The organism is Loigolactobacillus zhaoyuanensis (assembly GCF_003946385.1).
Lineage (GTDB): Bacteria > Bacillota > Bacilli > Lactobacillales > Lactobacillaceae > Loigolactobacillus > Loigolactobacillus zhaoyuanensis.
The window spans coordinates 21,581-46,178 of record NZ_RHOE01000003.1; the positions used below are offsets into that span (position 1 = coordinate 21,581).

Sequence of the window (24,598 nt, forward strand, 5' to 3'; positions counted from 1 at the left end):
GGTCACAGTTTTTTTATGGCGTTAGGCGGATGTTTTCTGAAAAAAGATGCGCATCAGCATTATTTTCTGGTATAATATGCTGTTGAGTGCAAATTTTGCCTGAACTGATAAGGCATATTAGTGCATTGTGCTGATAAAAAACTGTTTTGTGCTAATAAATAACCATTTTGTGTAGTAGAAAGGATAGAGTATAGTGAATCGTAGAGATGATATTCGCAATATCGCAATTATTGCCCACGTCGATCATGGTAAGACAACCTTAGTTAATGAAATGCTGAAACAATCTGATACTTTAGATGAACATATCAATTTAGAGGATCGGGCCATGGATACTAACCCAATTGAAAAAGAACGTGGGATCACGATCTTATCAAAGAACACGGCCGTCGATTATGCTGGTAAAAAAATCAACATTTTGGACACACCAGGTCATGCTGATTTCGGGGGCGAAGTCGAACGGATCATGAAAATGGTCGATGGTGTTTTGTTAGTTGTCGATGCTTTTGAAGGAACAATGCCACAAACACGGTTTGTTTTGAAAAAGGCTTTGGAACAACATTTAACACCGATCGTTGTCATTAATAAAATTGACCGTCCCGGCGCACGTCCTGAAGAGGTTGTCGATGAAGTTTTAGATTTATTCATTGAATTAGGTGCCGATGATGACCAATTAGAATTCCCAGTCGTTTATGCGAGTGCGATCAACGGTACTTCAAGCATGGAATCAGATCCTGCTGCGCAAAAGCACACAATGGATCCTTTGTTTGATACGATCATCAAAACTATCCCAGCACCAATCGATAATTCTGACGAACCATTACAATTCCAAGTTGCCTTATTAGACTACAACGAATATGTTGGTCGGATCGGGATCGGCCGTATTTTCCGTGGTAAAATTAAAGTCGGCGATCAAGTTTCTGTTTTGAAGCTCGATGGCTCAACTAAGAATTTCCGCGTCACGAAGTTATTTGGTTTCTTCGGCTTGAAGCGTGTTGAAATTAATGAAGCTAAAGCAGGCGATTTAATTGCTGTTTCTGGTATGGAAGATATCTTCGTCGGTGAAACAGTGACACCAGTTGATCATCAAGAAGCATTACCAGTCTTGCGGATCGACGAACCTACTTTACAGATGACTTTTGTTGCTAATGATTCACCATTTGCTGGCCAAGAAGGTGACTTTGTCACTGCCCGTAAATTGGAAGAACGTTTAAAGACACAATTGCATACTGATGTTTCATTGCGAGTTGATGATACTGATTCAGGTAGTGCTTGGTTAGTTTCTGGTCGTGGCGAATTACATTTGTCAATTTTAGTTGAATCATTACGTCGTGAAGGCTATGAATTACAGCTATCACGCCCACAAGTTATCTATCGCACGGTGGATGGTGTCTTGAGTGAACCATTTGAACAAGTAGTGATCGATACGCCTGAACAATATGTTGGTACGATCATTGACTCATTGTCCCAACGTAAAGGTGAAATGCAAAATATGGAAAGCGAAGGCAATGGTCAAACGCGCTTAACTTTCTTAGCACCTTCACGTGGTTTGATTGGCTATTCTTCAGAATTCCTTTCTCAAACTGCTGGTTACGGCATCATGAACCATACCTACGCTAAGTACATGCCAGTAATTAAAAACTGGGAACCAGGTCGTCGTCAAGGTGCCTTAGTTTCAATTAATGCTGGTAAGACAACTACTTATAGTCTTGAAGGTATTGAAAGTCGTGGTCAGTTATTCTTAGGCGCTGCTACACCTGTCTATGAAGGCCAAGTTGTCGGCCAAAGTAACCGTGAAACTGATATTGCAGTTAACGTTACCAAGGGTAAAAAGCAGACCAACACACGGGCATCTGGTAAAGATCATTCCGCAGCAATTGCGGTTCCACGTAAGATGTCACTAGAAGAATCAATTGAATTCTTGAACGAGGATGAATACTGTGAAGTAACACCGCAAAGTATTCGTCTACGTAAAAAGATTCTTGATACTGGTGAACGTGAACGTGTTACTAAACGTCGTAAAATCGCTTCGAAAAAAGCTTAATTAAAATTTAAAGGGAGTAAATCTAGTTTTTCACTAGATTTACTCCCTTTTTGTATTCAATGTTGTAAAATCAAAAAAATGGTTCAGCACATAATTAGTTTGACGACTTTTCTAGAACTCAGTGCGTTTTCAAAAAATTGCTATGGTATAATATTGTTTTATAAAGGTAAGTTATTTTTTAACTTACTTGCATTAAGTTAGAAACAATTGATGGCAATTAGTTTTGCGATATAATTTAATGAAATTTGGTAAAGGAGGCCGCGATAATGACTGATGATCCACAAGCAATGACGGCAAGCGAGCTATTACAAGATGATGCCGACAGGATCGAAGAGCTGGTCAATAAACAGCGTGTTTCACTTTGTTTAAGTCAATGTCCTGCATTTGAAGAAGTAGTTGATACGCAAGTGTTTGGCTATTCAAAAGAAGTTATGTTAGCCGTTCGGCTGCATTTGATTCCTGAAAAGCATGGCCGTGACTTGGTCCGCGACTTAGAGCAGCGGCTAAACGCCATCTATGCGGATAGTTTTGATAAACAAAAAAAGAAATAGAAGGAGGTCGTTCCTCCATTGCGACAGAAATTACGGCGTAAGTTACATTATTTAGACTATTATATTTTAGTTCCTTACTTATTACTTTCTGGGATCGGCATTTTCATGGTCTTTAGTGCTAGTTCTGACTATGTGATCATGCGCGGCGCCAGTCCTTATAGTTATTTGATCAAGCAAGCTATTTTTGTTGTTTTAGGTATAGGGATCGTAGCTTTTTTCTACAGTATTCGGTTAGAAATACTTAGAAGCGTTAATAAAATTTTAATTTTTATTGCACTTTTAATTCTTGCGTTAGGTTATTTACTTATTTTTGGTAAATCGGTCAATGGTGCTTCGGCGTGGATTAATGTGGGTTTTTTTAACATTCAACCTGTTGAATTTGCTAAGTTTATTTTGATTTGGTATTTGGCTTATGTTTTTAGTAAACGTGAGCAACAATTGGCGCATGCCGATCTTAAAATGTTGGGCCAAAATTTAGTTTACCCCGGTATTATTGCCGGAGTCATTATGTTTCTAGCAATCAGACAACCAGATATCGGTGGTACTGCTATTTTAGCGGTTATTACCGTGGTGATGGTGTTTACTAGTGGGGCACGCTTCCGCTATGGTTTTGGCTTTAGTGCAATCGCTTTTGCCTTATTGTCTGCTGGTTTTATGTATTTACAGAAATTACCGATCCATGCCAGCAATAGCTATCAATATCGCCGCTTAATGGCATTTGTCCATCCGTTTGCCTTAGCGGGTACAGATGGGAAACAGCTAGTTAATTCTTATTATGCGATCAATAACGGTGGTTGGTTTGGCGTTGGTCTAGGCAATAGTATCCAAAAACGTGGTTATCTACCAGAGCCGTACACCGATTTTATTATTTCGATCACTGCCGAAGAACTAGGCTTGATTGCGGTGATCATTATTTTAGCGTTGGTTTATTTTTTGGCGGCGCGGATCATTTTAGTCGGTATGCGGGCACATAGCGCTTTTAATGCCTTGCTTTGTATCGGAATTGGCGCCATGATCATGGTACAAACAACGATCAATGTTGGCGGTATTTCCGGTCTACTTCCGATTACCGGGGTTACATTTCCCTTTGTGAGTTACGGGGGCTCATCCATGCTGGTGTTAGTGATTTCAATTGGGGTCGCACTGAATGTGAGTGCAACTGAGAAGGGAACATTGAGCGCTAAGCGTAAGCAAAAAATGAATAAAGGTTAGTTTATAATGAAAGGGTGACATTTAGTATGAAGAAAGTGCTGATCGCGAACCGGGGAGAGATTGCGGTACGTATTATTCGTGCGTGTGAGGAACTTGATTTAAAAACAGTCGGTATTTACGCCAAGGAAGATGAGTATTCACTTCACCGCTTTAAGGCGGACGAAGCTTATTTAGTTGGCGCCGGCAAACAGCCGATCGCCGCTTATTTAGATATTGAAGATATTATTCGAATTGCTAAAATGAGTGGTGCCGATGCGATTCACCCTGGATACGGTTTTTTATCAGAAAATGCACAGTTGGCAAGACGGTGTAAAGAATCTGGGATCACTTTCGTTGGGCCAACGGCTGAATTATTAGAAATGTTTGGTGATAAGGTCGCAGCTAAGCGGGCGGCACATGAAGCCGGCGTCCAGGCAATTCCAGGCAAAGACGAACCCGTAGCTGATTTAGCTGAGATCGAAGCCTTTGCCGCAACGTATGGCTATCCAATTATGATCAAGGCAGCCATGGGCGGTGGCGGTCGCGGCATGCGTATTGTACATAGTGCAGCAGAGTTGCCCGATAGTTACGCACGCGCTAAAAGTGAAGCTTTGCAGTCATTTGGTAGTGATGAGATCTACGTTGAACGTTTCATTAAGTCAGCTAAGCATATTGAAGTTCAAATCCTAGCTGATCAGCATGGTAACGTCTTACATTTGTTTGAACGTGATTGTTCAGTGCAACGGCGTAATCAAAAAGTTATCGAAGTGGCACCTTGTGTGATGCTGACCGTACAGCAGCGTGAACGAGTTACCAGCGCAGCCGTCCGTTTTATGCAGCACGTTCATTATCAGAATGCCGCAACAATTGAATTTTTATTTGAACCAGCCAAAGATCAATTCTATTTTATTGAAGTGAATCCACGTGTTCAAGTTGAGCATACGATCACGGAAATGATCACTGGTATTGATATTGTTCAGACTCAATTAAAAATTGCCCAAGGTAAAGATTTGTTTACTGAGATCGGTTTACCACAGCAGGCTGATCTGCGGTTCCATGGAGCGGCAATTCAATGCCGAATCACTACTGAAGATCCGCTGAATCACTTTATGCCGGATACGGGTACGATTGAAACCTATCAATCACCATCTGGTAATGGTGTTCGTTTAGATGGTGGTAATGCGTACGCTGGTGCGGTGATCACGCCTTATTTTGACTCATTATTAGTTAAGGTTTGTACGCATGCCTTTAATTTTGAACAGGCGACCCATAAAATGTTGCGCGTTTTGCGGGAATTCCAAATTCGTGGTGTTAAAACAAATATTGCGTTTATGGAAAAAGTGATTCAGCATCCTGAATTTACTTCAGGTAGAGCAGAAACAACGTTTATTGATAATACGCCAGCTTTGTTTGCAATCCCACGTTCAATCGATAATAGTACTCAAAAAATGCAATTTATCGGTGACATCACGATCAATGGCTATAATGATTTTGGTCATCATGAGAAAAAAGCTTATTCTACTGGTCAATTTAAAGCTGATTTTAAGCCATTTCCTAAGGAGCTAGTGACGGCAAAATCAGTTTTAGATACTGAGGGCCCTGATGCGGTCAACGTATGGTTAAAGAAACAAAATAAACTATTATTGACTGACACTACATTCCGTGACGCTCATCAAAGTTTATTTGCAACGCGGATGCGCACGCATGACATGCTAGACATTGCTGACGGTATGCAACAGGCCTTGCCCAATCTTTTCTCGTATGAAATGTGGGGTGGCGCAACGTTTGATGTGGCTTACCGTTTCTTAGTTGAAGATCCGTGGGTTCGGCTGAAGCAGTTACGGCAAAAGATGCCCCATACTTTATTTCAGATGCTATTTCGCGGTAGTAACGCAGTTGGCTATCAAAACTATCCTGATAACGTTTTAGCTGAGTTTATCAAGCAGGCCGCAACCGACGGCATCGATGTTTTCCGGATCTTTGATAGTTTGAACTGGGTACCACAGTTAGAAAAGAGTATTCAAGCAGTTCGTGATGCTGGTAAAATTGCTGAAGCAACCATTTGTTATACTGGCGATATTTTAGATCCGACTAAGCACAAATACGATTTGAAATATTATCAAGATTTGGCTCGTGAGCTCGAGGCAACCGGAGCACATATTATTGGGATTAAGGATATGGCTGGACTGTTGAAGCCGGAAGCGGCGTACCGATTAGTTTCGACCTTGAAAGCAACCGTCGATCTACCGATTCATTTGCACACTCATGATACGCCAGGCAATGGTGTGAGCACATATCAGCGTGCAGCGGCGGCGGGTGTAGATATCGTTGATGTGGCGCAGAGTGCTTTATCGGGCACTACTAGCCAGCCAAGTATGGAAAGTTTATATTATGCCTTAACTGATGATCCACGCCAACCTGACTTAGATATTCAAGCTGCTGAGCAACTTAATCATTACTTTGAAGGCATTCGGCCGTTTTATGCTGACTTTGCTAATGGTTTAAACGCACCGGTAACCGAAAACTATACCGCACAAATGCCTGGTGGCCAGTATTCTAATTTACGGCAGCAAGCGAGTGCAGTTGGTTTAGGCGATCGTTGGGAAGACGTGAAGCAAATGTACACGACCGTTAACCAGATGTTTGGTGATATTATTAAAGTGACACCATCGTCTAAAGTTGTTGGTGACATGGCCTTATTTATGGTACAACATCAATTAACTGATGCTGATGTCTACGCCAAGGGGGACACAATCGATTTTCCTGATTCAGTTGTTAAATTCTTTATGGGCGATCTTGGTCAACCGGTTGGTGGTTTCCCAGAAAAATTACAAAAGATTATTTTAAAAGGAAAAACACCACTAACCGTACGCCCAGGTAGCTTAGCCAAACCAGTAGATTTTGCGGCAGTGAAGGCAGAATTAGCGGAAAAAATTCAAGAAGAACCAACCAATGAAGAAGTTTTAAGCTATTTAATGTATCCAGACGTTTTCTTGGATTATCATGCACGTAAAGAAGTTTACGGTGATGTATCAACCTTAGATACGCCAACTTTCTTCCAAGGAATGCGGATCGGTGAAAAGATTGAAATTCATGTTGGCCCAGGTAAGACATGGATTCTAATGCTTAACGAAATTAGTGAACCAGACATAGAGGGTAATCGGACGCTTTACTTTACAGTTAATGGGCAACGTAGTGAAGTAGCGATCAAGGATAAAAATGCGAAACAAACAGTGACTGTGGTCCAGAAGGCTGAACCAACTAATCGTGAACAAATTGGTGCTGCAATGACTGGTACGGTGTTAAGCGTGCTGGTCACCACTGATCAAGTGGTTAAAAAGGGTGAACCGCTATTAGTTACTGAAGCTATGAAAATGGAAACTACGATACAGGCACCATTTAATGGGCGAATCAGCCATCTTTATGTTCAAGAAGCCGACCGGGTTGATTCTAATGATCTTTTACTGGAGATCAAACCAGAGAAAACGAATTAAAAAGATTAGGTAGGTGGTGATTTAATGATCATAACAGAGAATTCCGTGGCGTTATTGGAGCAGGTGGATCAATTAGTGGCTGCGTTAGCGGCTAGTCCGCTTTTTATGACTTACCAGCAAGCACAAAAAAAATTAGCTGCGGATCCGATCGCTCAGAAAAAAATAACTGAATTACAAGATGTTAATACTGATTTTGCGGCGATTGCAGACTATGGTCATTATGCACCAGATTACCAAAAACAACGCCGCAAATTACGCCAGTTAAAGCGCGAGGTCACGTTGTGGCCGACGGTGGCTGAGTTTAAACGTGCGGAAATGGATCTACAAACGGCGCTAGATGAAATTGGTTTACAGCTAGCAGATTGTATTTCAGCCGATATCAAGGTAGCAACTGGCAATCCATTTTACGTGACTAGCCATACGAAAAAACATTGCAGTGTAAAGGGAGTGAGCTAACAGATGGCATTTACCATAACACCGAGACAAGGTCTTGTAGTCTGGGTTTACAGTTTGAAGCAATTACGGCAACTGCGTCGTTATGGCACGATCTACTACACATCCCGACGTTTAAAGTACGTTTATTTATACGTGGATCAAGCAATGATCGCGCCGGTCAGTGAACAAGTCAAAAAGTTACATTTTGTGCGTCAAGTTGAGGTCTCGCATCGCCCAGAATTAGACATGAATTTTGGCGAACACGTTGGCCAATTAGAAAAATCAACGGAATATGGCACACATGAAACGGTTGGGCCTAAGATATTACTGACTAGTAAAGAAATATTAGAGAAGGATTCATAGACAATGCGAATTATTTCTGGAGAATTTGGCGGTCGCCGTTTAAAGGCAGTACCTGGGCAGGCAACGCGGCCGACAACTGATAAAGTTAAGGAAGCTATTTTTAATATGATCGGCCCTTATTTTTCTGGTGGCCGCGGGTTAGATTTATTTGCGGGTAGCGGTGGTTTAGGAATTGAGGCTGTCTCCCGTGGCTTAGATACGGTGACCTTGGTCGATCGGCAATATGCGGCAATCAAAGTGATCAATGATAACGTGGCGACTACAAAAGTACCGGAACGTTTCAGAATTATCAAGGCGAATGCGGAGCGCGCAATACAACAATTTGCTGCCGCCGGCGAAAAGTTTGATTTAATTTTACTGGATCCACCTTATCGTGCTCAGCAAATTGTGACTGAGTTAGCCCTGTTTGCGGAAAAACAATTATTGGCAATCGACGCAACCATTGTTTGTGAAACGAGTAGTGAGACAATTTTGCCTGAACAACTAGCCGGTTTCCAGCATTTGCGCCGACAGACGTATGGCACCACGGCAATTACGATTTATCAGTATGGAGGAACGCGTATTGACAGCTAGAATTGCAATTTTTCCCGGTAGTTTTGATCCATTTACCAACGGTCACTTAGAAACAGTTCAGCGAGCTAGCCGGCTTTTTGATAAAGTTATTATTGCGATAATGACCAATACAGCGAAGCAGCCGTTATTTCAATCGGCAGAGAAACTGGCTTTGATCACAACTGCCACTCAATCACTGAGTAATGTTCAAGCCGTTGTCCAAAGTAATGAACTAACCGTTGATTTTGCTAAAAGTCAAGGGGCACAATTTATTCTGCGGGGTATCCGTAACGTAAAAGATTTTGAATACGAGCGCGATATTGCGGCGATGAATCAAGTTCAAGCAGCAGAAATTGAAACGGTCTTCTTACTGGCAGCTAAGCGCTATGCCTTTTTGTCCTCTAGCTTGATCAAGGAAGTCGCTAAGTTTGGTGGCGACATCTCAACTTTGGTACCACCAAATGTTGCCCAAGCACTGCAACGGAAGTTCCAGCAGGAAGAGGGTTAAGCATGAAGAAACATTGGCGCAAAATAGGTGGTCTAGCTATTTTGCTGTTGTTGCTGATCGGTTTCTTTTTACCACTACCATTTTATCTTGAAACGCCAGGGACGGCAGAGGCACTTAATAAATTTGTGACCGTGGACGGTAAGCGTGATCAACGTAAAGGGCGCTACATGCTGACTACAGTCGCTTTACAGCAGGCACGACCATTAACGTATTTGTGGAGTAAAACGCAGCCCTTTACCGAAGTGATCAGTCAAGCTGACTTGATGGGTGACGCCAGCAGCCGGACCTATGATCAGATGCAGACGTACTATATGCAATCATCGATCAATGATGCGATCACTGTGGCCTATCGTCGTGCTGGAGCAAATTACCAGCAAAAATATTTAGGTATTTATGTGATGTCAGTACTCGCTAATTCAAAGTTCAAGTCAAAGCTTGCTATCGGTGACACCGTGACTAAGATCGATGGGCATACTTTTAAAAGCGCGCAGCAATTCATTAACTATGTGAAACGGCAACGTGTTGGTCAAAAGGTAACCGTAACCTATATGCATAAAAAGCAGATCAGAACAACGACCCAGCCTTTGGTTAAATTACCGGGAACTAAACGTCCTGGTTTAGGCATTACGTTAGTCGATCATTCAAAGGTACAAACAGATATCCCAGTTAAAGTGGCTGTTGGTGACATTGGTGGTCCTTCGGCTGGAACAATGTTTACCTTAGAAATTTACGATCAATTAACTGGCGGCAAGTTACGGCGCGGCCGCAAAATTGCCGGTACTGGCACAATGGACACTAAAGGAAACGTCGGCGCAATTGGTGGTATTGATAAAAAAGTAGTGGCTGCTAGTCATGCTGGGGCAACGATCTTTTTTGCACCTGATGATCCAGTTACTAAGGCAGATAAAAAAGCCGATCCTAACTATCAAAATAATTACACGGTGGCGAAAGCTGCAGCTAAACGGATCCATAGTAAAATCAAGATCGTACCAGTTAAGACGTTTAGTGACGTTGTTAATTATCTAAAAAAATAATTGCAGTAAAAAGTCGTTCAAAAAAATTGAACGGCTTTTTTTGCGTATATTAATACTAGTGGGGTGAAATCTTACTGGAGGTGAAGCCGATGTGGTTAGAGTGGTGGCATTGGGTCAAACAGTATTGGTATTTTTTAGTGATCGGTTTATTGGCGATCAGCGTGAGTGGCGTTTTGTTTTTGTTATTACGATCTCCAACACCGAAAGCTGACGTTACTGATACTTTCGCTAACGAGTCGGTCTCAGTGGCGGCTACAACAAGTACGCCGTCTGTGGCCACCAATAGTGCAGGTTTTGTGGACGTTAAGGGCGCGGTTAAAAAACCGGGGATCTACCAAGTCAACGCAAATACGCGCTTATTTGATGTTGTGCGCTTAGCAGGTGGCTTAGCGGCTGATGCTGATCAGCAACAAATTAATTTAGCGCAACAACTTAGTGATCAGCAAGTTGTTTTTATTCCTAAGATCGGCGAGGAGGTGCCAACTCAGTATGCCGCTCCAGTTGCAACGGCGGATACCACAACTACAACTGGTTCGGTAAGTTCAGATGCTAATAGTGACTTAGTTAATTTAAATACAGCAACTGCAGAAGAATTACAGCAACTAACCGGTATTGGTCAGAAAAAAGCAGAACTCATCATTCAGTTTCGTACCGAACAGGGCGGCTTTCAACAGCCAGAAGATCTAAAGAAAGTTTCAGGAATCGGTGATAAAACCTTTGAAAGCTTAAAGGATAGCGTTACAGTCTAATATAAGTTTGGTATACTGAAACCAAACAAAAAGTGAGGTATTAGTATGGATAGTGTACAAGCTAAACGCATGCCGTGGGATCAATATTTTATGACGCAAGCCGTTTTATCATCTTTGCGCAGTACTTGTCCACGTGCAACCGTGGGCGCCGCAATCGTACGTGATCGGCGCGTCATTGCGAGTGGCTACAACGGCTCAGTTTCAGGTGATGATCATTGTATCGATGTTGGCTGTTACCTAGTTGATGGCCATTGTTTACGTACGATCCACGCGGAAATGAACGCCATTTTACAATGTGCTAAATTCGGGGCCGCCACCGATGGCGCAGAAATTTACGTGACCCATTTTCCCTGTTTACAATGCACGAAGATGTTAATTCAGGCGGGGATCAAAACAATTAATTATTTAAAAGATTACCATGATGATGAGTATGCACAAGCACTAATTAAAAAGTCTGGAGTTGCTTTAAACCAGATTCAATTAGATTCTGCTTATTTTGACCAATTCGAGCTTAATCAATTATTTAATCAGCACTAAAGAATAATAAGTGCGCAATAATTGGGTGTTTTTAGCCGGTTTAGCGACAACACTTTCTTTTGCAATTTTAAGTACACACTGGTGGGCATGGCTATTTGTTTTGCTTATTTTAGCGCGCCTATGTTTTACTAGACAGCGCCGGTTAATTCTATTTACAGTGTCTTTAGCTATTTTATTTGCACTTTATTATTGGCACTATCAGCAGATCAAACCACCGCCACCGCAGGGTAAAACGTTGCTGTTGTATCCGGATGATTGTACAGTGACCGGTGATCAATTACGGCTGACGGCTCGCGTTAAGGGGACGCGCCAACAAATTCAAGCTTTCTATTATTTGCCTGATCAAGCAGCACAGCAGTACTGGCAACACCAGCGATATGCGGTGGCACTGACGGTGACCGGCGATTATCAAGTGGTCCAAGCCGCAACCAATGAAGCTGAATTTGATTATGCGGCTTATTTACGACAACAAAAACGGATTTTTTATAGTATGAGTATTACTGAAATTGGCTCAGTTAAGCGAATGCAGCCGACGTTTTTGGTGAAGTTGCATGAATTACGTCAGTATTTGATTTTACGTTCAGCCGAGTTACCTACGCAGTTAGGCCAGTATTATCGCAGCTTGATTCTTGGTTACCAGGATCCAGGATTTAAATCAGTGAGTGAATTATTTAAGCAGTTAGGCTTGATTCATTTATTTAGCTTATCCGGGTTGCACGTTTATTATTTTGCTAATTTATTGCAGTTGATTTTATTGCGGTTGCGGTGGACTAGAGAACGAGTTGAACTATGTTTACTAATTATGTTGCCGCTATATGCTTTGTTTGCGGGGGCAACAACGAGCCTGTTACGCGCAGCGTTGTTATGTTGGTTGCATGTGTTTAACCGGCATCATCACTTAAAAATAGCCGCCTTAGATTGTTTTGCGGTAGTGGTATTAGTTAATTTACTTTACCGACCTTATTTATTTTTTAGTTTAGGTGGGCAACTATCTTATTTGTTGTCGTTTGCGTTACTTTTTTTACAGCAGGCTAATGAGTGGCAGCGGGCATTGAGGCTAAATTTATTGAGCTTGCCACTATTGTTGTACCATGTTTATGAATGGCATTGGCTAACGATTTTATTAAACTTGCTGATCATGCCACTATTTTCTTATCTTATTTTACCGTTGACTTTGATCGGTAGTTTGAGCTATCGATTACTACCAGTAATTGGTCGAATAATTAATGCTGGTTTTATTGCGTTGCAAACTGGGTTAGGTTGGTTTGCTCGTTCAGGTTTAATGTTAACGTATGGGCGTTTACCCGCTATTTTAGCGAGCGGTTGTATTTTGCTTTCATTTTATACTTGGTGTGCACAGCATAAATGGAAATATTATGTGGTTTTAAGTTGTCTTTACCTAGGTGGTTTCTGCTGGCTCCATTTTCCATTACAGGGGCGCGTTGTCTTTTTTGATATTGGTCAGGGTGATAGTATTCTGATCGAAGCCCCGTTCCATCGGGAAGTCACTCTGATCGATACCGGTGGTAAGCTGCATTTTGGCCAAGAAAAATGGCAGCAGAAAGCGAGCCGTACTCGAGCAGAACAAATCATTATTCCGTATCTAAAAAGTCGTGGAATTCGACGGATCGATCATGTTTTCCTAAGTCATCAAGATACTGATCATATTGGTGATTTACCAACAATTTTAAAACATATGCAAGTGGGGACGGTCTATTTTCCTGCGGGCATGGAACATAACCAGCATTTCCAACAACGAATTTGGCCGTACCGTTTACAGACTACATGGCAACCGTTGTTACAGGGCATGCCAACCAAGGTGACTAGTTTTGCTTGTCAGGTATTAGCGCCGCAGCAACCAGGTAGCGGCACCAATGAAGACTCTTTAGTTTTACGAGCCCGAATGAATGGTAAGACTTGGTTGTTCACGGGCGACTTGCCAGCAACGGGTGAAGCTGATCTAGTAGCTCAGGTTGCGCTTAAGGCAGATTATTTAAAAGCAGGACACCACGGCAGCAAGACTTCTTCTAGTGCGGAATTTCTCACGGCAGTTAAGCCGCAACGGATCATTATTTCAGCCGGCCGCCATAATCGGTACGGCCATCCCCATGCAGAAACTTTGGCCCGATTAGCTGCTGCCGGTATTCCGTACAATAACACGGCAGATTCAGGGATGATTATTTGGTATTTTAATGATACTTGGCGGACCTTTCTACCCTGAATAATTGCGGGTCTGTATTTCGATGAACAGGAAAGGAATTAAGCAATCATGGACGTGCCCACATTACTTAAAAATTTAAAACAGCAAAAATTACAATCAGTTTATCTAGTCAAGGGAACCGAAAGTTATTTGATCGATCAAGTAAAAAACCAATTTCAAGCGTTGTTAACAGCAGACGAGGCGACAATGAATTTTGGCAATTATGATTTGGCAACAACGCCGTTGGCAACGGCACTGGACGATGCGATGTCAGCGCCTTTTTTTGGTGACCGGCGAATTGTGTTTATGCAAAATCCAATTTTTTTAACGGCGGAAAGTAAGCAAGCCAAGATCATTCATGATGTTGCTAGTTTTTTAACTTATTTAAGTGATCCGCCACAATCAACAATTTTAGTTATTTTCGCGGCGTACGATAAATTAGACGAACGTAAGAAGGTGACTAAAGCATTAAAAAAGCAAGCCACACTAGTTGACGTCCAACCACTTTCTGAGCAGCAAGCGCAACAATATGTAAATGCTTATTTGTTAGACCAGCAACTAAGCATTGAACCGGCTGCGTTGCGTTTATTAGTTGCACGAACGGAAGCTAACCTTTCATTAATGATGGCAGAATTGGCTAAGCTAACCTTGTATGCGCTGAATGAGCGCCAGATCACTTTAGTGGCAGTTGAACAATTAGTGACACAGAGTCTAGCGCAAAATGTTTTTACATTAGTTGATGCGGTTATGGCGCGGGATGTTACCCGTGCATTGACTTTGTATAATCAATTAGTGCTCCAAAAAGAGGAACCGTTAAAATTAAATGCAATTTTAGTTGGCCAATTTCGCTTATTGATCCAAGTGAAGATCTTACAACGTGGCGGATACAGTCAAGGTGAACTGGCCAAGGTGCTACGGGTTCATCCTTACCGAATTAAATTGGCGATCAATCAAGCAAAAAAGTTTCAACAAATTGCTTTACGGCAGGCTTATCTGGGTCTGATTGATTTAGAGTATAAGTTGAAGACCAGCCAACAAACGCCAGAATTATTATTTCAATTATTTATTTTACATTTCAGTCAAGAAGTCGCTTGATCAGTGTTTAGTAATTAGCGCAAAATAAAAAAGCTAACGCAGACTTCTGCGTTAGCTTTTTTATTTTAAACTTATTTAGCCAATAATTTAGTTAAACGTGATTTATCACGACCAGCTTTATTAGCATGGATTAAACCTTTAGATGCGGCCATGTCGATTGAGCGAACTGCATCACGGTATAAAGCTTCAGCGCCTTCAGCACCAGCGGCTTGGGCAGTTTCAAATTGTTTGATGGTTGTACGCATCGCGCTAATTTGTGAAGTGTTTTGTGCGTTCGCTTTTTCGTTAGTGCGGACACGTTTGATTGCTGATTTAATGTTAGGCATAGATGTCACCTCCGTGTTAGCAAATTACATTACATTGCATTTTTTCAACGTTGCTAATTATACCGAAGACTGGCGAAATTTGCAATAAAAAGTTGTAAAGTAAATTAACTTGACTAGCTATGATTTTGGCTAAGTCAGCGAGTCAACTAGTTGTAAACCAATTCAGCTTGCATTTTAGCTAGATCTCTAGTAAAGTATATACCGTGCTTAGCACAAACCCAGCACTTAGTTTAGCGAATCACCAACGTTTTACTCAGTTATGGGCATTTTGGAATAATGAAAGGTGTGGAAAAACATGGCAATTTCCCAAGAACGTAAAAACGAAATCATCACTAAATTTGCTCGTCATGAAGGCGACACTGGTTCGACAGAAGTACAAATCGCTGTCTTGACCGAAGAAATCAACACATTGAACGAACATATCCGCGTGCATAAGAAGGATTATCATTCATACCGTGGTTTGATGAAAAAAATTGGTCATCGTCGTAACTTGTTGGCTTACCTACGTAAGACTGATATTCAACGTTACCGTACTTTGATCCAAAGCTTAGGCTTACGTCGTTAAGCAGATTTTACAGTAGGTTTTATGACCTACTGTATTTTTTTATTTTTAAATTATAAATTAAAGCTGCGGTCAGTGACGTAATGTCGTGACCGCTTTTTTGTGGTATCATAGAATAAAATTATTCTTAAGGACGAGAACGATTTAATGAGCATTGCTGATAACTAGTTTTCCAAATTAATTTACTAGAAAACTAGTGATTTAGGGAGGACTTTATGGATTTGTTAAAAGATGTTTCACTGATCACAGCGATGGTAACACCATTTGATGACGACGGTGCAGTGAGTTTTGATCGGTTAGCTGTTTTGATCGAGCATTTGTTGAATACTGGCACGCAAGCTATTTTAGTTGGGGGGACTACCGGCGAAGGTCCAACCTTGGCGGTGACGGAAAAACTGGCACTGTTTAAAGAAACGATTCGGTTGGTTGCCGGGCGGGTACCAATTATTGCGAATACAGGTAGTAATGATACAGCGGCGACCATTGCTTTTACACAGCAAACAGCAGCGCTCACTGGTATTACTGCGGCTTTGGTGGTTGTTCCTTACTACAACAAACCTAATCAAGCTGGCTTATATGCCCACTTTCAAGCAGTCAGTACGCAAGGCGGATTACCGATTTTAATTTATAATATTCCGTCACGTACTGGGGTAGCATTATCGGTTGCGACGGCATTGCAATTATCTTTGCTGCCGAATGTGATCGGCATCAAAGACTGTACGGGAATTACGAATTTAGCGGCATTAGTTGAAGGAACGCAGGATCACGACTTTTACGTCTATACGGGTGAAGATGAGTATGCTTTTGCGGCTAAAACAATTGGCGCGCAGGGGGTTATCTCAGTTAGCAGCCATTTATATGGGCGTGAATTCACCCAGATGTTTGCTGATTTAGCTAGTGGTGAGATTGCTGCGGCAGCAGCTATGATGCGCCAGTTGCTGCCTAAGGGACAACAATTATTTGTCCAGCCTTCGCCAGGACCAGTTAAAGTCGCCCTAGCACACATCGGTATTCCAGTGGGTGGTGTTCGCTTGCCATTGTTGTTACCAAATAAAGTTGAACAAGAACGCTTATTAAATATTCTGGATCTTTAAGAAAACGAGGTGAAGTAATTGAGTAGTCATGTAAAAATCATGCCTTTAGGCGGCGTGCGTGAAAATGGTAAAAATATGTACGTTGTTGAAGTGGATGATGAGATTTATATTTTGGATTGCGGCTTGATGTACCCAGAAAATGAATTATTAGGTATTGACGTCGTTATTCCGGATTTCTCTTATTTAGAAGAAAATATCGATCGTGTTGTTGGGATCTTTTTGACACACGGTCACGCTGATGCTATTGGTGCCTTACCGTATTTTGTTAAGCAGCATCCGGTGCCTGTTTTTGGTTCCGAACTCACCATTGCTTTAGCTAAGTTGAACGTTAACGCAGACAAACAAGCTAAGAATTTCAAAGATTTCCACGTTATCAATAAAGATACTAAAATTGATTTTGGCCACGCAACGGTTTCATTTTTTAAGACAACACATTCGATCCCTGATTCTTTGGGTATCGTGATCGAAACCGATGCAGGAAATATTGTTTATACTGGTGACTTCAAGTTTGATCAATCGGCTACGCCTGAGTATCAAAGTGATTTTGCGCGTTTGGCTGAAATTGGTCAAAGTAATGTTTTGGCGTTATTAAGTGATTCCGCTAATGCAGAATCACCTTATGAAATGGCCAGTGAACGTGATATTGCCACCAATATCCTAGACACGTTTAAATATCATAACGGACGGATCATTGCGGCTTCAGTAGCTTCTAATATTGCACGGATCCAGCAGGTGATCAATGCGGCGGCTAAGTCAGGTCGTAAGGTTGTCTTAACCGGGCGCGATTTAGAAAAAATCGTGCGTACGGCGATGCGGTTAAACCGACTGAATTTACCGAGTGCAGATATTTTAGTACCAACCAAGGATATTAAAAAGTTGAAGCCAGAAGAAACGGTTATTTTGGAAACTGGTAAAATGGGTGAGCCCATCAAAGCTTTACAAAAAATGGCAACTAACCGGCATCGTTTGATTCGTATTAAAGCTGGTGATTTAGTTTATATTACAACAACACCGTCACACGCAATGGAAACGACGGTTGCTAAGACTAAAGATATGATTTATCGTGCTGGTGGCGAAGTTAAGTCGATCAGTGATGAGATCCACGTTTCTGGTCATGGTAATAAAAATAATTTGCAGTTGATGATCAATTTGATCAAGCCAACTTATTTAGTTCCAGTGCAAGGCGAATATCGATTGTTAGCTGCGCACGCTAATATTGCTCATGAAACGGGTATTCCGTTTGAAAATATCTTTATTACCAGTAAGGGTGATGTGCTTGACTATCAAAAGGGCCAAATGCACTTAGCCAATCAAATTGATGTTGGTAATACAATGATCGATGGTATTGGTGTCGGCGATATTGGTAATATTGTTTTACGTGATCGTAAGGTATTATCCGAAGATGGTATCTTTGTCGCCGTTATCACGATCAATCGCAAAAAGCGGACGATCGTGTCGCAGCCTAAGATCACTACACGCGGGTTTGTTTATATTAAGACTAGCCGTGATTTAATTCACGAAAGTGCTAATTTAGTAACTAAGGCAGTCCAAGATAATTTGGACAATAAGGAATTTGATTGGGGCCACTTGAAACAGGATATTCGTGAAGCGCTGAGTGGCTATTTATTTGAACAGACAAAGCGGCGCCCCGTTATTCTGCCTGTGATCATGGAAGTTAACCAGAATCGCCGGCATACAACGGTTGCTAAACCAGCGCCGACTGCCTAAAGGTCGGACAACGATGGGTGAGCAAATTCCGTTTCCGCAGAACTTTCAACGCTTCGTTCAATTAGGCCAGGAAGCTAGCGCAAAAAAACAGTGGGCAACCGCGATCAGTCACTTACAAGCGGCTTATGAGCTGGAACAAACTTTCACGGTGAATGTGTTATTGGTGACCGCGCTGGTAGCGGATGAACAATATCAACAAGCTGCAGGGTTAGCCCAAGAAAAGGCTGCTGATTATTTAGCCTCAGCAAAAGATTGTGCACTTTATCTAGAAACTTTAATGCAGACGCATAATTTTATTGGTATTCGTAAAATATGCCAGCTCCAGCCAGCTAGTTTACCGGTTACGGCTTGGCAACAGCAACTGGAACAAGTTAAAGCGGCTGAGATTTTATATCGCCAGCAAGCGCAACAACAAATTACCGAATTGCAAAAAGCTTTGTATCAGTTAAGCGCAGTTCCGATTTATGAGCAATTAAATTTAGCTAAGCGGGCGCAATACTTGCCGCAGAAGGAATTTGTTAACGCCAGCCAGCGATTATTAACTGATCTATATGTCCATCCGTTGCTGCGCGCTAATTTTTTGGATGAGTTACGTCAATTGGGTATGACTACGCCAGTCGATTATCTTTGGTTGGATGAAACGGTTCAAGCGGTCATACCGATAAAGTTAGCGGCGATTACTGAAGTGGCGAGCATTAAGGCGATGCAACAGCAATTTTCGAGCCAATCAGTTACTGACCCAATGATCAGTCAAAGTATTAGTGGTGAATTAGCCTTGCACGCGGCTTATCTTTATCCCTATGCTGATCGTGTGATTACACAACCCAAGCTTTGGGCAGCTGTCTATTTGGCGATTTATTCGGATAATTCGGTCGGCTTATCTTCTTTTGCCGCCGCTGATGTTGCTAACATAAAGCACTGGCAGCAGCAATTTAATCAACTAACACAGCGATTAAGCATGTGATTTAGATGGATTAAATGAAAATGTTATGAAAAAAGTGAAATTATTGGGCAAAGGTGTTTACAAACAGCATAGAAGCCTATATAATATCTAAATGGATTCTTCCTTTGTGAAAAGCTAAGCCAGACTTGGCTTTTGACAGTGGAAGTTGTATAATAAACAGTAAAGGATTATCGGCATTATCATTTTTGATGGCGAACTATTCTTGCGAAAATACAGGAGGTTTCATTAATGGCAAAAGAACATTATGAAAGAACAAAACCCCATGTTAATATCGGTACTATTGGCCATATTGATCACGGGAAAACAACTACAACGGCAGCAATCTCAAAGATTTTAGCTGATAAAGGCTTATCTAAAATGACTGATTTTGCAGCCATCGATTCAGCTCCAGAAGAACGCGAACGTGGTATTACGATCAATACTGCCCACGTTGAATACGAAACTGAAAAGCGCCATTATGCTCATATCGATGCTCCAGGACATGCTGATTACATCAAAAACATGATCACTGGTGCCGCTCAAATGGACGGTGCAATTTTAGTTGTTGCTGCAACTGATGGCCCAATGCCACAAACACGCGAACATATCTTATTAGCTCGCCAGGTTGGTGTTGAATATATCGTTGTCTTCCTAAACAAGACTGATTTAGTTGATGATGAAGAATTAACTGACTTAGTTGAAATGGAAACACGTGAATTATTATCTGAATACGATTATCCGGGTGATGATATTCCATTTATTCGTGGTTCTGCTTTGAAGGCTCTTGAAGGCGACAAAGAAGAAGAAGCGCATATCATGGAATTAATGGATGCTGTCGATGAATACATCCCAACTCCAGAACGTAACAACGACTTACCATTCTTGATGCCTGTCGAAGATGTATTTACGATCACTGGTCGTGGTACAGTTGCTTCAGGCCGTATCGATCGTGGTAAAGTTAATATCGGTGACGAAGTTGAAATCTTAGGTATGAAGACTGAGGTTGTTAAATCAACTGTTACTGGTTTGGAAATGTTCCGTAAGACTTTAGACTTTGGTGAAGCCGGCGATAACGTTGGTGTCTTGCTTCGTGGTGTTAACCGTGAACAAGTTGAACGTGGCCAAGTTTTGGCTAAACCAGGTTCAATCAAAATCCATGATAAGTTCAAGGGTCAAGTTTATATCTTGAGCAAGGACGAAGGTGGCCGTCATACGCCATTCTTCTCTAACTATCGTCCACAATTCTATTTCCATACAACTGACGTTACTGGTGTGATCCAATTACCAGAAAACGTTGAAATGGTTATGCCAGGAGATAACGTTGAATTTTCAGTTGATTTGATCGAACCAGTTGCGATCGAAAAAGGAACTAAGTTTACGGTTCGTGAAGGTGGCCGTACTGTTGGTGCCGGCGTCGTAACCGAAATCGACGAATAAGTTTAACTTATGCTTAACTCGGAGCTTGTCTCCGAGTTTTTTTATACTTAAAAGTATGATTGGCTGGGCTTTTTTAGTGAGAATGATTTACAAGTCCGGTGAACTACGTTAAAATAGCAAAGTATGCAATTAATTAATTGTGAAAAATTATGATTCCGGAGGGAAAGTAATGGCAGCGAAATGGGAAAAAAAAGGCGCCACTGATGGTGAATTAACCTTTGAAATTGAACAAGCAAAAATTAAAGAAGGTTTAGATCAAGCGTTTACGCGCGTTAAAAAGAATCTTAACGTTCCAGGTTTCCGTAAAGGTAAAGTTTCACGGCAAGTATTTAACACAATGTATGGTGAAGCTGCATTGTATGAAGATGCATTAAATATTCTTCTACCAGAAGCTTACCAAGCAGCAATTGATGAAACTAAAATCGAACCCGTTGATCAACCACATATTGACGTTGACAGTATGGAAAAGGATCAACCTTGGGTTATCGTTGCTAAAGTAACGGTTAAGCCAGAAGCTACTTTAGGCGACTATAAGGGTATGAAAGTACCTGAACAGGATCGTACGGTAACTGATGAAGACGTTGATGCTGATATTGAAAGCAAACGTCAACAACAAGCTGAATTAGTTCTTAAAGAAGACGGTGCTGCTGAATCTGGCGACACAGTTGTAATCGATTATAAAGGAACTGTTGACGGTGAAGCCTTCGAAGGCGGTACTGCCGATAACTATTCACTTGTATTAGGTTCTAACTCATTCATTCCTGGCTTCGAAGATCAATTGATCGGGCATAAAGCTGACGAAGATATTGATGTTAAAGTCACTTTCCCTGAAGACTATCAAGCTAAGGATCTAGCTGGCAAAGATGCTATTTTTGCAACTAAGATCCATGAAGTGAAGTCAAAGGAATTACCAGAACTTGACGATGAATTTGCTAAGGACGTTGATGAAAACGTTGATAATTTAGCTGAATTAAAGGATAAAGTGCGTAAAGACTTGCAAGAAAGCAAGGATGACGCTGCTACAGAAGCTGTTCAAGATGCCGCTATTCAAGCAGCTGTTGACAACGCAACTGTTCAAGATATCCCACAAGCGATGATCGATGAAGAAGTCCAACGCCAAATGGATCAATACTTAGGTAACATGCAACGCCAAGGTATCGATCCTAAGATGTACTATCAATTAACTGGTACATCCGAAGACGACTTACGTAAACAATTTGCCGGCGACGCTGAAACACGCGTTAAAACAAACTTGGTCTTAGAAGCAGTTGTTGCTGCTGAAGGTATCAAGCCAACCGACGAAGAAATTGAAGAAGAAGTCAAAAACTTAGCTGATGAATATGACATGGACGTTAAAGCTGTTCGTAACGCATTAACTGATGACATGTTAGGTCATGATATTGCAGTTAAGAAAGCAATTGAAATCATCACTGATGCTGCAGTTGAGTCAGCTGACGTTAAGCCAGCTAAGACCGATGATGCAGATACAGATGACGCTAAATAATTACAGCTCACTTTAAATGCGGAGTAAGAGTCAGATACTTTTAGAACTAGCGGACTACAATACGCTGATCAGGGCAAAGGTAGTCGTTGGCTAAAAGCGCTGGCTTTTGCAACGCATTTTTTGTATCAGCATTTATGATCATAAATTGGATCAGTGTCAGAATACTGTTATTAAAAGCAGTTTGCTTTACCTTCTTGTTCGGGTATGCTAAAGTTTTCACTGTTGAAAGAATTGGCATATCCGTTGGCAAGTGTAAGTTTTTAAGGTAATATTGAGTTAAGAAATTAATAGGGGTTGATAGATGTGTTCGACAATACGGAAACGGATGGCCCTGTCAATTGCTCATTTTGCGGTAAGTCACAGGATCAAGTAAAGAAGATCGTTGCTGGACCTGGTGTTTACATCTGTAATGAATGCATTGACTTATGTAAAGAGATCATTGATGAGGAATTCCAAGATGAAGCCTACAGTGATTTGCTTGAAGTACCGAAACCAATTGAAATTTTAAATATTTTGAATCAATACGTGATTGGCCAAGACGAAGCGAAGCGTGCGTTAGCAGTTGCCGTTTATAATCATTATAAACGGGTCAATCAGATGGAAGTACAGACGGAAAGCGATACTGAATTACAGAAAAGTAACATTTCGTTGATCGGTCCAACTGGTTCTGGTAAGACATTCTTGGCGCAGACATTGGCGCGGATTTTAAATGTTCCGTTTGCCATTGCTGATGCAACAACGTTGACTGAAGCTGGTTACGTAGGTGAAGATGTTGAAAACATCCTCTTGAAATTGTTGCAAAATGCCGATTATGATGTGGAAAAAGCCCAAAAAGGCATTATCTACATCGATGAGATCGATAAAATTGCGAAAAAGAGTGAAAATGTTTCGATCACCCGAGATGTTTCTGGCGAAGGGGTTCAACAAGCATTGTTGAAGATCTTAGAAGGAACAACAGCAAACGTACCGCCGCAGGGTGGTCGTAAGCATCCACAACAAGAGTTTATTCAAATTGATACAACGAATATTTTGTTCATCGTTGGTGGGGCCTTTGACGGTATTGAAAATATCGTTAAGGAACGGCTCGGTGATAAAGTTATTGGCTTTGGCGGTTACGATGCTAAAGGCGTTGATGAGTCTAAGAGTCTGATGCAACAAGTCATTCCAGAAGATTTAATGAAATTTGGTTTGATCCCTGAATTTATCGGGCGGATTCCGATCATGGCTGCTTTGGAAAAATTAACTGAGGATGATTTGGTACAGATTCTAACTGAACCGAAGAACGCTTTAGTTAAACAATATACGAAGTTACTTGGTCTAGATGATGTCGAGCTTGAATTTGAGCCTGGTGCTTTGCATGCCATTGCTCATGAAGCAATTGAACGTAATACAGGTGCACGGGGACTACGCTCGATCATTGAAGAAGTTATGATGGATATTATGTTTGATCTACCTAGTCGCGATGATGTGGCTAAAGCTATTATCACTGAAGATACTGTAGATGGAACTGGTAAGCCTAAGTTAGTTCTTACTGATGGTCAAAAGGCTTCTTAAATTTTTTACTGAAGAAATGATTCAATTCACTGAATCGTTTCTTTTTTTTGCATTAGGTATGCTAAAATGGTAAACAGTGATTGTGAAGTGGAAGTGGAGGAAAAACAAATGCAGATTCAGGACGTGGAATTGGTGATCAGTGCCGTTGCACCAATGCAGTATCCTACTGATGGCTTACCCGAGATTGCGCTGACTGGCCGCTCTAATGTTGGTAAATCATCAATGATCAATAAATTGATCCAACGCAAAAAAATGGCACGGACCTCAAGTACACCAGGAAAAACCCAGACGCTTAATTTTTATAAACTCAACGATGCTTTTTATTTTGTCGATGTTCCTGGTTATGGCTACGCGAAAGTTTCTAAAACAGATCGTGAAAAATTTAGCCAAATGATCGAAACTTACTTACAGGAACGGCAAACGCTACGTGGTGTGATCTCATTGATCGATGTACGCCATGAACCGACGAAAGATGATCTGGCAATGTATAATTATCTGCAATTCTTCGGTGTGCCCGTACTGGTGGTTGCAACTAAGGGAGATAAAGTTCCACGGGGCAAGTGGAATCAACGCGAAAGCAAATTAAAAAAAGCGTTGCAATTGAATCAAACCGATGAATTAATTGTTTTCTCCAGCACATCAGGAATTGGCGCTGATCAAATCTGGCAATGGGTTGAATCGCATTTAACTGACTAGTAAA

Annotated in this window: 22 protein-coding genes; 21 read left to right on the forward strand and 1 reads right to left on the reverse strand. The window is 41.4% G+C overall.

Features of this window, described 5'->3' with window-relative positions; genetic code table 11:
• Positions 1-193: 193 nt before the first annotated feature.
• From typA to holA, 13 genes are all read left to right on the forward strand, one after another.
• Positions 194-2,041, forward strand: coding sequence for a translational GTPase TypA (typA, locus tag EKM76_RS01090; protein ID WP_125548825.1), 1,848 nt, complete (start codon positions 194-196; stop codon positions 2,039-2,041).
• Between the two features lie 266 nt (positions 2,042-2,307).
• A complete protein-coding gene (locus tag EKM76_RS01095) occupies positions 2,308-2,592 on the forward strand; it encodes a DUF1507 family protein (RefSeq protein ID WP_125548826.1) in 285 nt (94 codons plus the stop codon).
• Between the two features lie 18 nt (positions 2,593-2,610).
• Positions 2,611-3,804 (forward strand): FtsW/RodA/SpoVE family cell cycle protein, encoded by a 1,194-nt coding sequence (locus tag EKM76_RS01100; protein ID WP_125548827.1) that lies wholly within the window; start codon positions 2,611-2,613, stop codon positions 3,802-3,804.
• A gap of 26 nt (positions 3,805-3,830) precedes the next feature.
• Complete coding sequence (locus EKM76_RS01105) at positions 3,831-7,277, forward strand: pyruvate carboxylase (protein WP_125548828.1); 3,447 nt, start codon at positions 3,831-3,833, stop codon at positions 7,275-7,277.
• Between the two features lie 24 nt (positions 7,278-7,301).
• The gene (locus tag EKM76_RS01110) at positions 7,302-7,733 is read left to right on the forward strand and encodes a YlbF family regulator (RefSeq protein ID WP_125548829.1); all 432 of its coding nucleotides are present in this window, start codon (positions 7,302-7,304) and stop codon (positions 7,731-7,733) included.
• Positions 7,734-7,736: 3 nt separating this feature from the next.
• Entirely contained in the window at positions 7,737-8,075 is a 339-nt protein-coding gene (locus tag EKM76_RS01115) for a YlbG family protein (protein WP_125548830.1), read from the forward strand.
• A 3-nt stretch (positions 8,076-8,078) separates the two neighbouring features.
• On the forward strand, positions 8,079-8,648 hold the full coding sequence (gene rsmD, locus EKM76_RS01120) for a 16S rRNA (guanine(966)-N(2))-methyltransferase RsmD (RefSeq protein ID WP_125548831.1): 570 nt from the start codon (positions 8,079-8,081) through the stop codon (positions 8,646-8,648).
• Positions 8,638-9,135, forward strand: a complete 498-nt coding sequence (gene coaD, locus EKM76_RS01125; RefSeq protein WP_125548832.1) for a pantetheine-phosphate adenylyltransferase — start codon at positions 8,638-8,640, stop codon at positions 9,133-9,135. Before rsmD ends, coaD begins: the two co-directional genes overlap by 11 nt.
• A 2-nt stretch (positions 9,136-9,137) precedes the next feature.
• The gene (locus EKM76_RS01130) at positions 9,138-10,169 is read left to right on the forward strand and encodes a SepM family pheromone-processing serine protease (protein WP_125548833.1); all 1,032 of its coding nucleotides are present in this window, start codon (positions 9,138-9,140) and stop codon (positions 10,167-10,169) included.
• An 89-nt stretch (positions 10,170-10,258) separates the two neighbouring features.
• Positions 10,259-10,918: a helix-hairpin-helix domain-containing protein gene (locus EKM76_RS01135; protein ID WP_125548834.1), complete on the forward strand. Its 660-nt coding sequence runs from the start codon at positions 10,259-10,261 to the stop codon at positions 10,916-10,918.
• A 45-nt stretch (positions 10,919-10,963) separates the two neighbouring features.
• Complete coding sequence (locus tag EKM76_RS01140; protein WP_125548835.1) at positions 10,964-11,455, forward strand: ComE operon protein 2; 492 nt, start codon at positions 10,964-10,966, stop codon at positions 11,453-11,455.
• A gap of 25 nt (positions 11,456-11,480) precedes the next feature.
• The gene (locus tag EKM76_RS01145; protein ID WP_225417848.1) at positions 11,481-13,676 is read left to right on the forward strand and encodes a DNA internalization-related competence protein ComEC/Rec2; all 2,196 of its coding nucleotides are present in this window, start codon (positions 11,481-11,483) and stop codon (positions 13,674-13,676) included.
• A gap of 48 nt (positions 13,677-13,724) precedes the next feature.
• Complete coding sequence (gene holA, locus EKM76_RS01150) at positions 13,725-14,750, forward strand: DNA polymerase III subunit delta (RefSeq protein WP_125548837.1); 1,026 nt, start codon at positions 13,725-13,727, stop codon at positions 14,748-14,750.
• A 71-nt stretch (positions 14,751-14,821) separates the two neighbouring features.
• On the opposite strand, the gene rpsT is transcribed toward holA, so the two are convergent.
• Positions 14,822-15,076, reverse strand: a complete 255-nt coding sequence (gene rpsT, locus EKM76_RS01155; protein ID WP_125548838.1) for a 30S ribosomal protein S20 — start codon at positions 15,074-15,076, stop codon at positions 14,822-14,824.
• Between the two features lie 295 nt (positions 15,077-15,371).
• On the opposite strand from rpsT, the gene rpsO reads away from it, so the two are divergent.
• From rpsO to yihA, 8 genes are all read left to right on the forward strand, one after another.
• Positions 15,372-15,641 carry a 30S ribosomal protein S15 gene (gene rpsO, locus EKM76_RS01160; RefSeq protein ID WP_125548839.1) on the forward strand — a complete coding sequence of 90 codons (270 nt, stop codon included), beginning with the start codon at positions 15,372-15,374 and terminating at the stop codon, positions 15,639-15,641.
• A gap of 212 nt (positions 15,642-15,853) precedes the next feature.
• Positions 15,854-16,732, forward strand: a complete 879-nt coding sequence (gene dapA / locus EKM76_RS01165) for a 4-hydroxy-tetrahydrodipicolinate synthase (RefSeq protein ID WP_125548840.1) — start codon at positions 15,854-15,856, stop codon at positions 16,730-16,732.
• A 39-nt stretch (positions 16,733-16,771) separates the two neighbouring features.
• Complete coding sequence (locus tag EKM76_RS01170; protein WP_191986884.1) at positions 16,772-18,460, forward strand: ribonuclease J; 1,689 nt, start codon at positions 16,772-16,774, stop codon at positions 18,458-18,460.
• Between the two features lie 13 nt (positions 18,461-18,473).
• Positions 18,474-19,424 (forward strand): hypothetical protein, encoded by a 951-nt coding sequence (locus EKM76_RS01175; protein WP_125548842.1) that lies wholly within the window; start codon positions 18,474-18,476, stop codon positions 19,422-19,424.
• 228 nt (positions 19,425-19,652) lie between these two features.
• Positions 19,653-20,840 carry an elongation factor Tu gene (tuf, locus tag EKM76_RS01180; protein WP_125548843.1) on the forward strand — a complete coding sequence of 396 codons (1,188 nt, stop codon included), beginning with the start codon at positions 19,653-19,655 and terminating at the stop codon, positions 20,838-20,840.
• Between the two features lie 169 nt (positions 20,841-21,009).
• Positions 21,010-22,344, forward strand: coding sequence for a trigger factor (tig, locus tag EKM76_RS01185; protein ID WP_125548844.1), 1,335 nt, complete (start codon positions 21,010-21,012; stop codon positions 22,342-22,344).
• Between the two features lie 303 nt (positions 22,345-22,647).
• Positions 22,648-23,898: an ATP-dependent Clp protease ATP-binding subunit ClpX gene (clpX, locus tag EKM76_RS01190; RefSeq protein ID WP_125548845.1), complete on the forward strand. Its 1,251-nt coding sequence runs from the start codon at positions 22,648-22,650 to the stop codon at positions 23,896-23,898.
• A gap of 108 nt (positions 23,899-24,006) precedes the next feature.
• On the forward strand, positions 24,007-24,594 hold the full coding sequence (gene yihA / locus EKM76_RS01195) for a ribosome biogenesis GTP-binding protein YihA/YsxC (protein WP_125548846.1): 588 nt from the start codon (positions 24,007-24,009) through the stop codon (positions 24,592-24,594).
• Positions 24,595-24,598: the final 4 nt, after the last annotated feature.

Bases quoted from the DNA above. Each gene is read 5' to 3' on its own strand.
- EKM76_RS01095 (WP_125548826.1), top strand. From the start codon at position 2,308: ATGACTGATGATCCACAAGCAATGACGGCAAGCGAGCTATTACAAGAT.
- EKM76_RS01105 (WP_125548828.1), top strand. From the start codon at position 3,831: ATGAAGAAAGTGCTGATCGCGAACCGGGGAGAGATTGCGGTACGTATT.
- EKM76_RS01110 (WP_125548829.1), top strand. From the start codon at position 7,302: ATGATCATAACAGAGAATTCCGTGGCGTTATTGGAGCAGGTGGATCAA.
- EKM76_RS01115 (WP_125548830.1), top strand. From the start codon at position 7,737: ATGGCATTTACCATAACACCGAGACAAGGTCTTGTAGTCTGGGTTTAC.
- rsmD (WP_125548831.1), top strand. From the start codon at position 8,079: ATGCGAATTATTTCTGGAGAATTTGGCGGTCGCCGTTTAAAGGCAGTA.
- EKM76_RS01130 (WP_125548833.1), top strand. From the start codon at position 9,138: ATGAAGAAACATTGGCGCAAAATAGGTGGTCTAGCTATTTTGCTGTTG.
- EKM76_RS01135 (WP_125548834.1), top strand. From the start codon at position 10,259: ATGTGGTTAGAGTGGTGGCATTGGGTCAAACAGTATTGGTATTTTTTA.
- EKM76_RS01140 (WP_125548835.1), top strand. From the start codon at position 10,964: ATGGATAGTGTACAAGCTAAACGCATGCCGTGGGATCAATATTTTATG.
- holA (WP_125548837.1), top strand. From the start codon at position 13,725: ATGGACGTGCCCACATTACTTAAAAATTTAAAACAGCAAAAATTACAA.
- rpsT (WP_125548838.1), bottom strand. From the start codon at position 15,076: ATGCCTAACATTAAATCAGCAATCAAACGTGTCCGCACTAACGAAAAA.
- rpsO (WP_125548839.1), top strand. From the start codon at position 15,372: ATGGCAATTTCCCAAGAACGTAAAAACGAAATCATCACTAAATTTGCT.
- dapA (WP_125548840.1), top strand. From the start codon at position 15,854: ATGGATTTGTTAAAAGATGTTTCACTGATCACAGCGATGGTAACACCA.
- EKM76_RS01170 (WP_191986884.1), top strand. From the start codon at position 16,772: ATGCCTTTAGGCGGCGTGCGTGAAAATGGTAAAAATATGTACGTTGTT.
- EKM76_RS01175 (WP_125548842.1), top strand. From the start codon at position 18,474: ATGGGTGAGCAAATTCCGTTTCCGCAGAACTTTCAACGCTTCGTTCAA.
- tuf (WP_125548843.1), top strand. From the start codon at position 19,653: ATGGCAAAAGAACATTATGAAAGAACAAAACCCCATGTTAATATCGGT.
- tig (WP_125548844.1), top strand. From the start codon at position 21,010: ATGGCAGCGAAATGGGAAAAAAAAGGCGCCACTGATGGTGAATTAACC.
- yihA (WP_125548846.1), top strand. From the start codon at position 24,007: ATGCAGATTCAGGACGTGGAATTGGTGATCAGTGCCGTTGCACCAATG.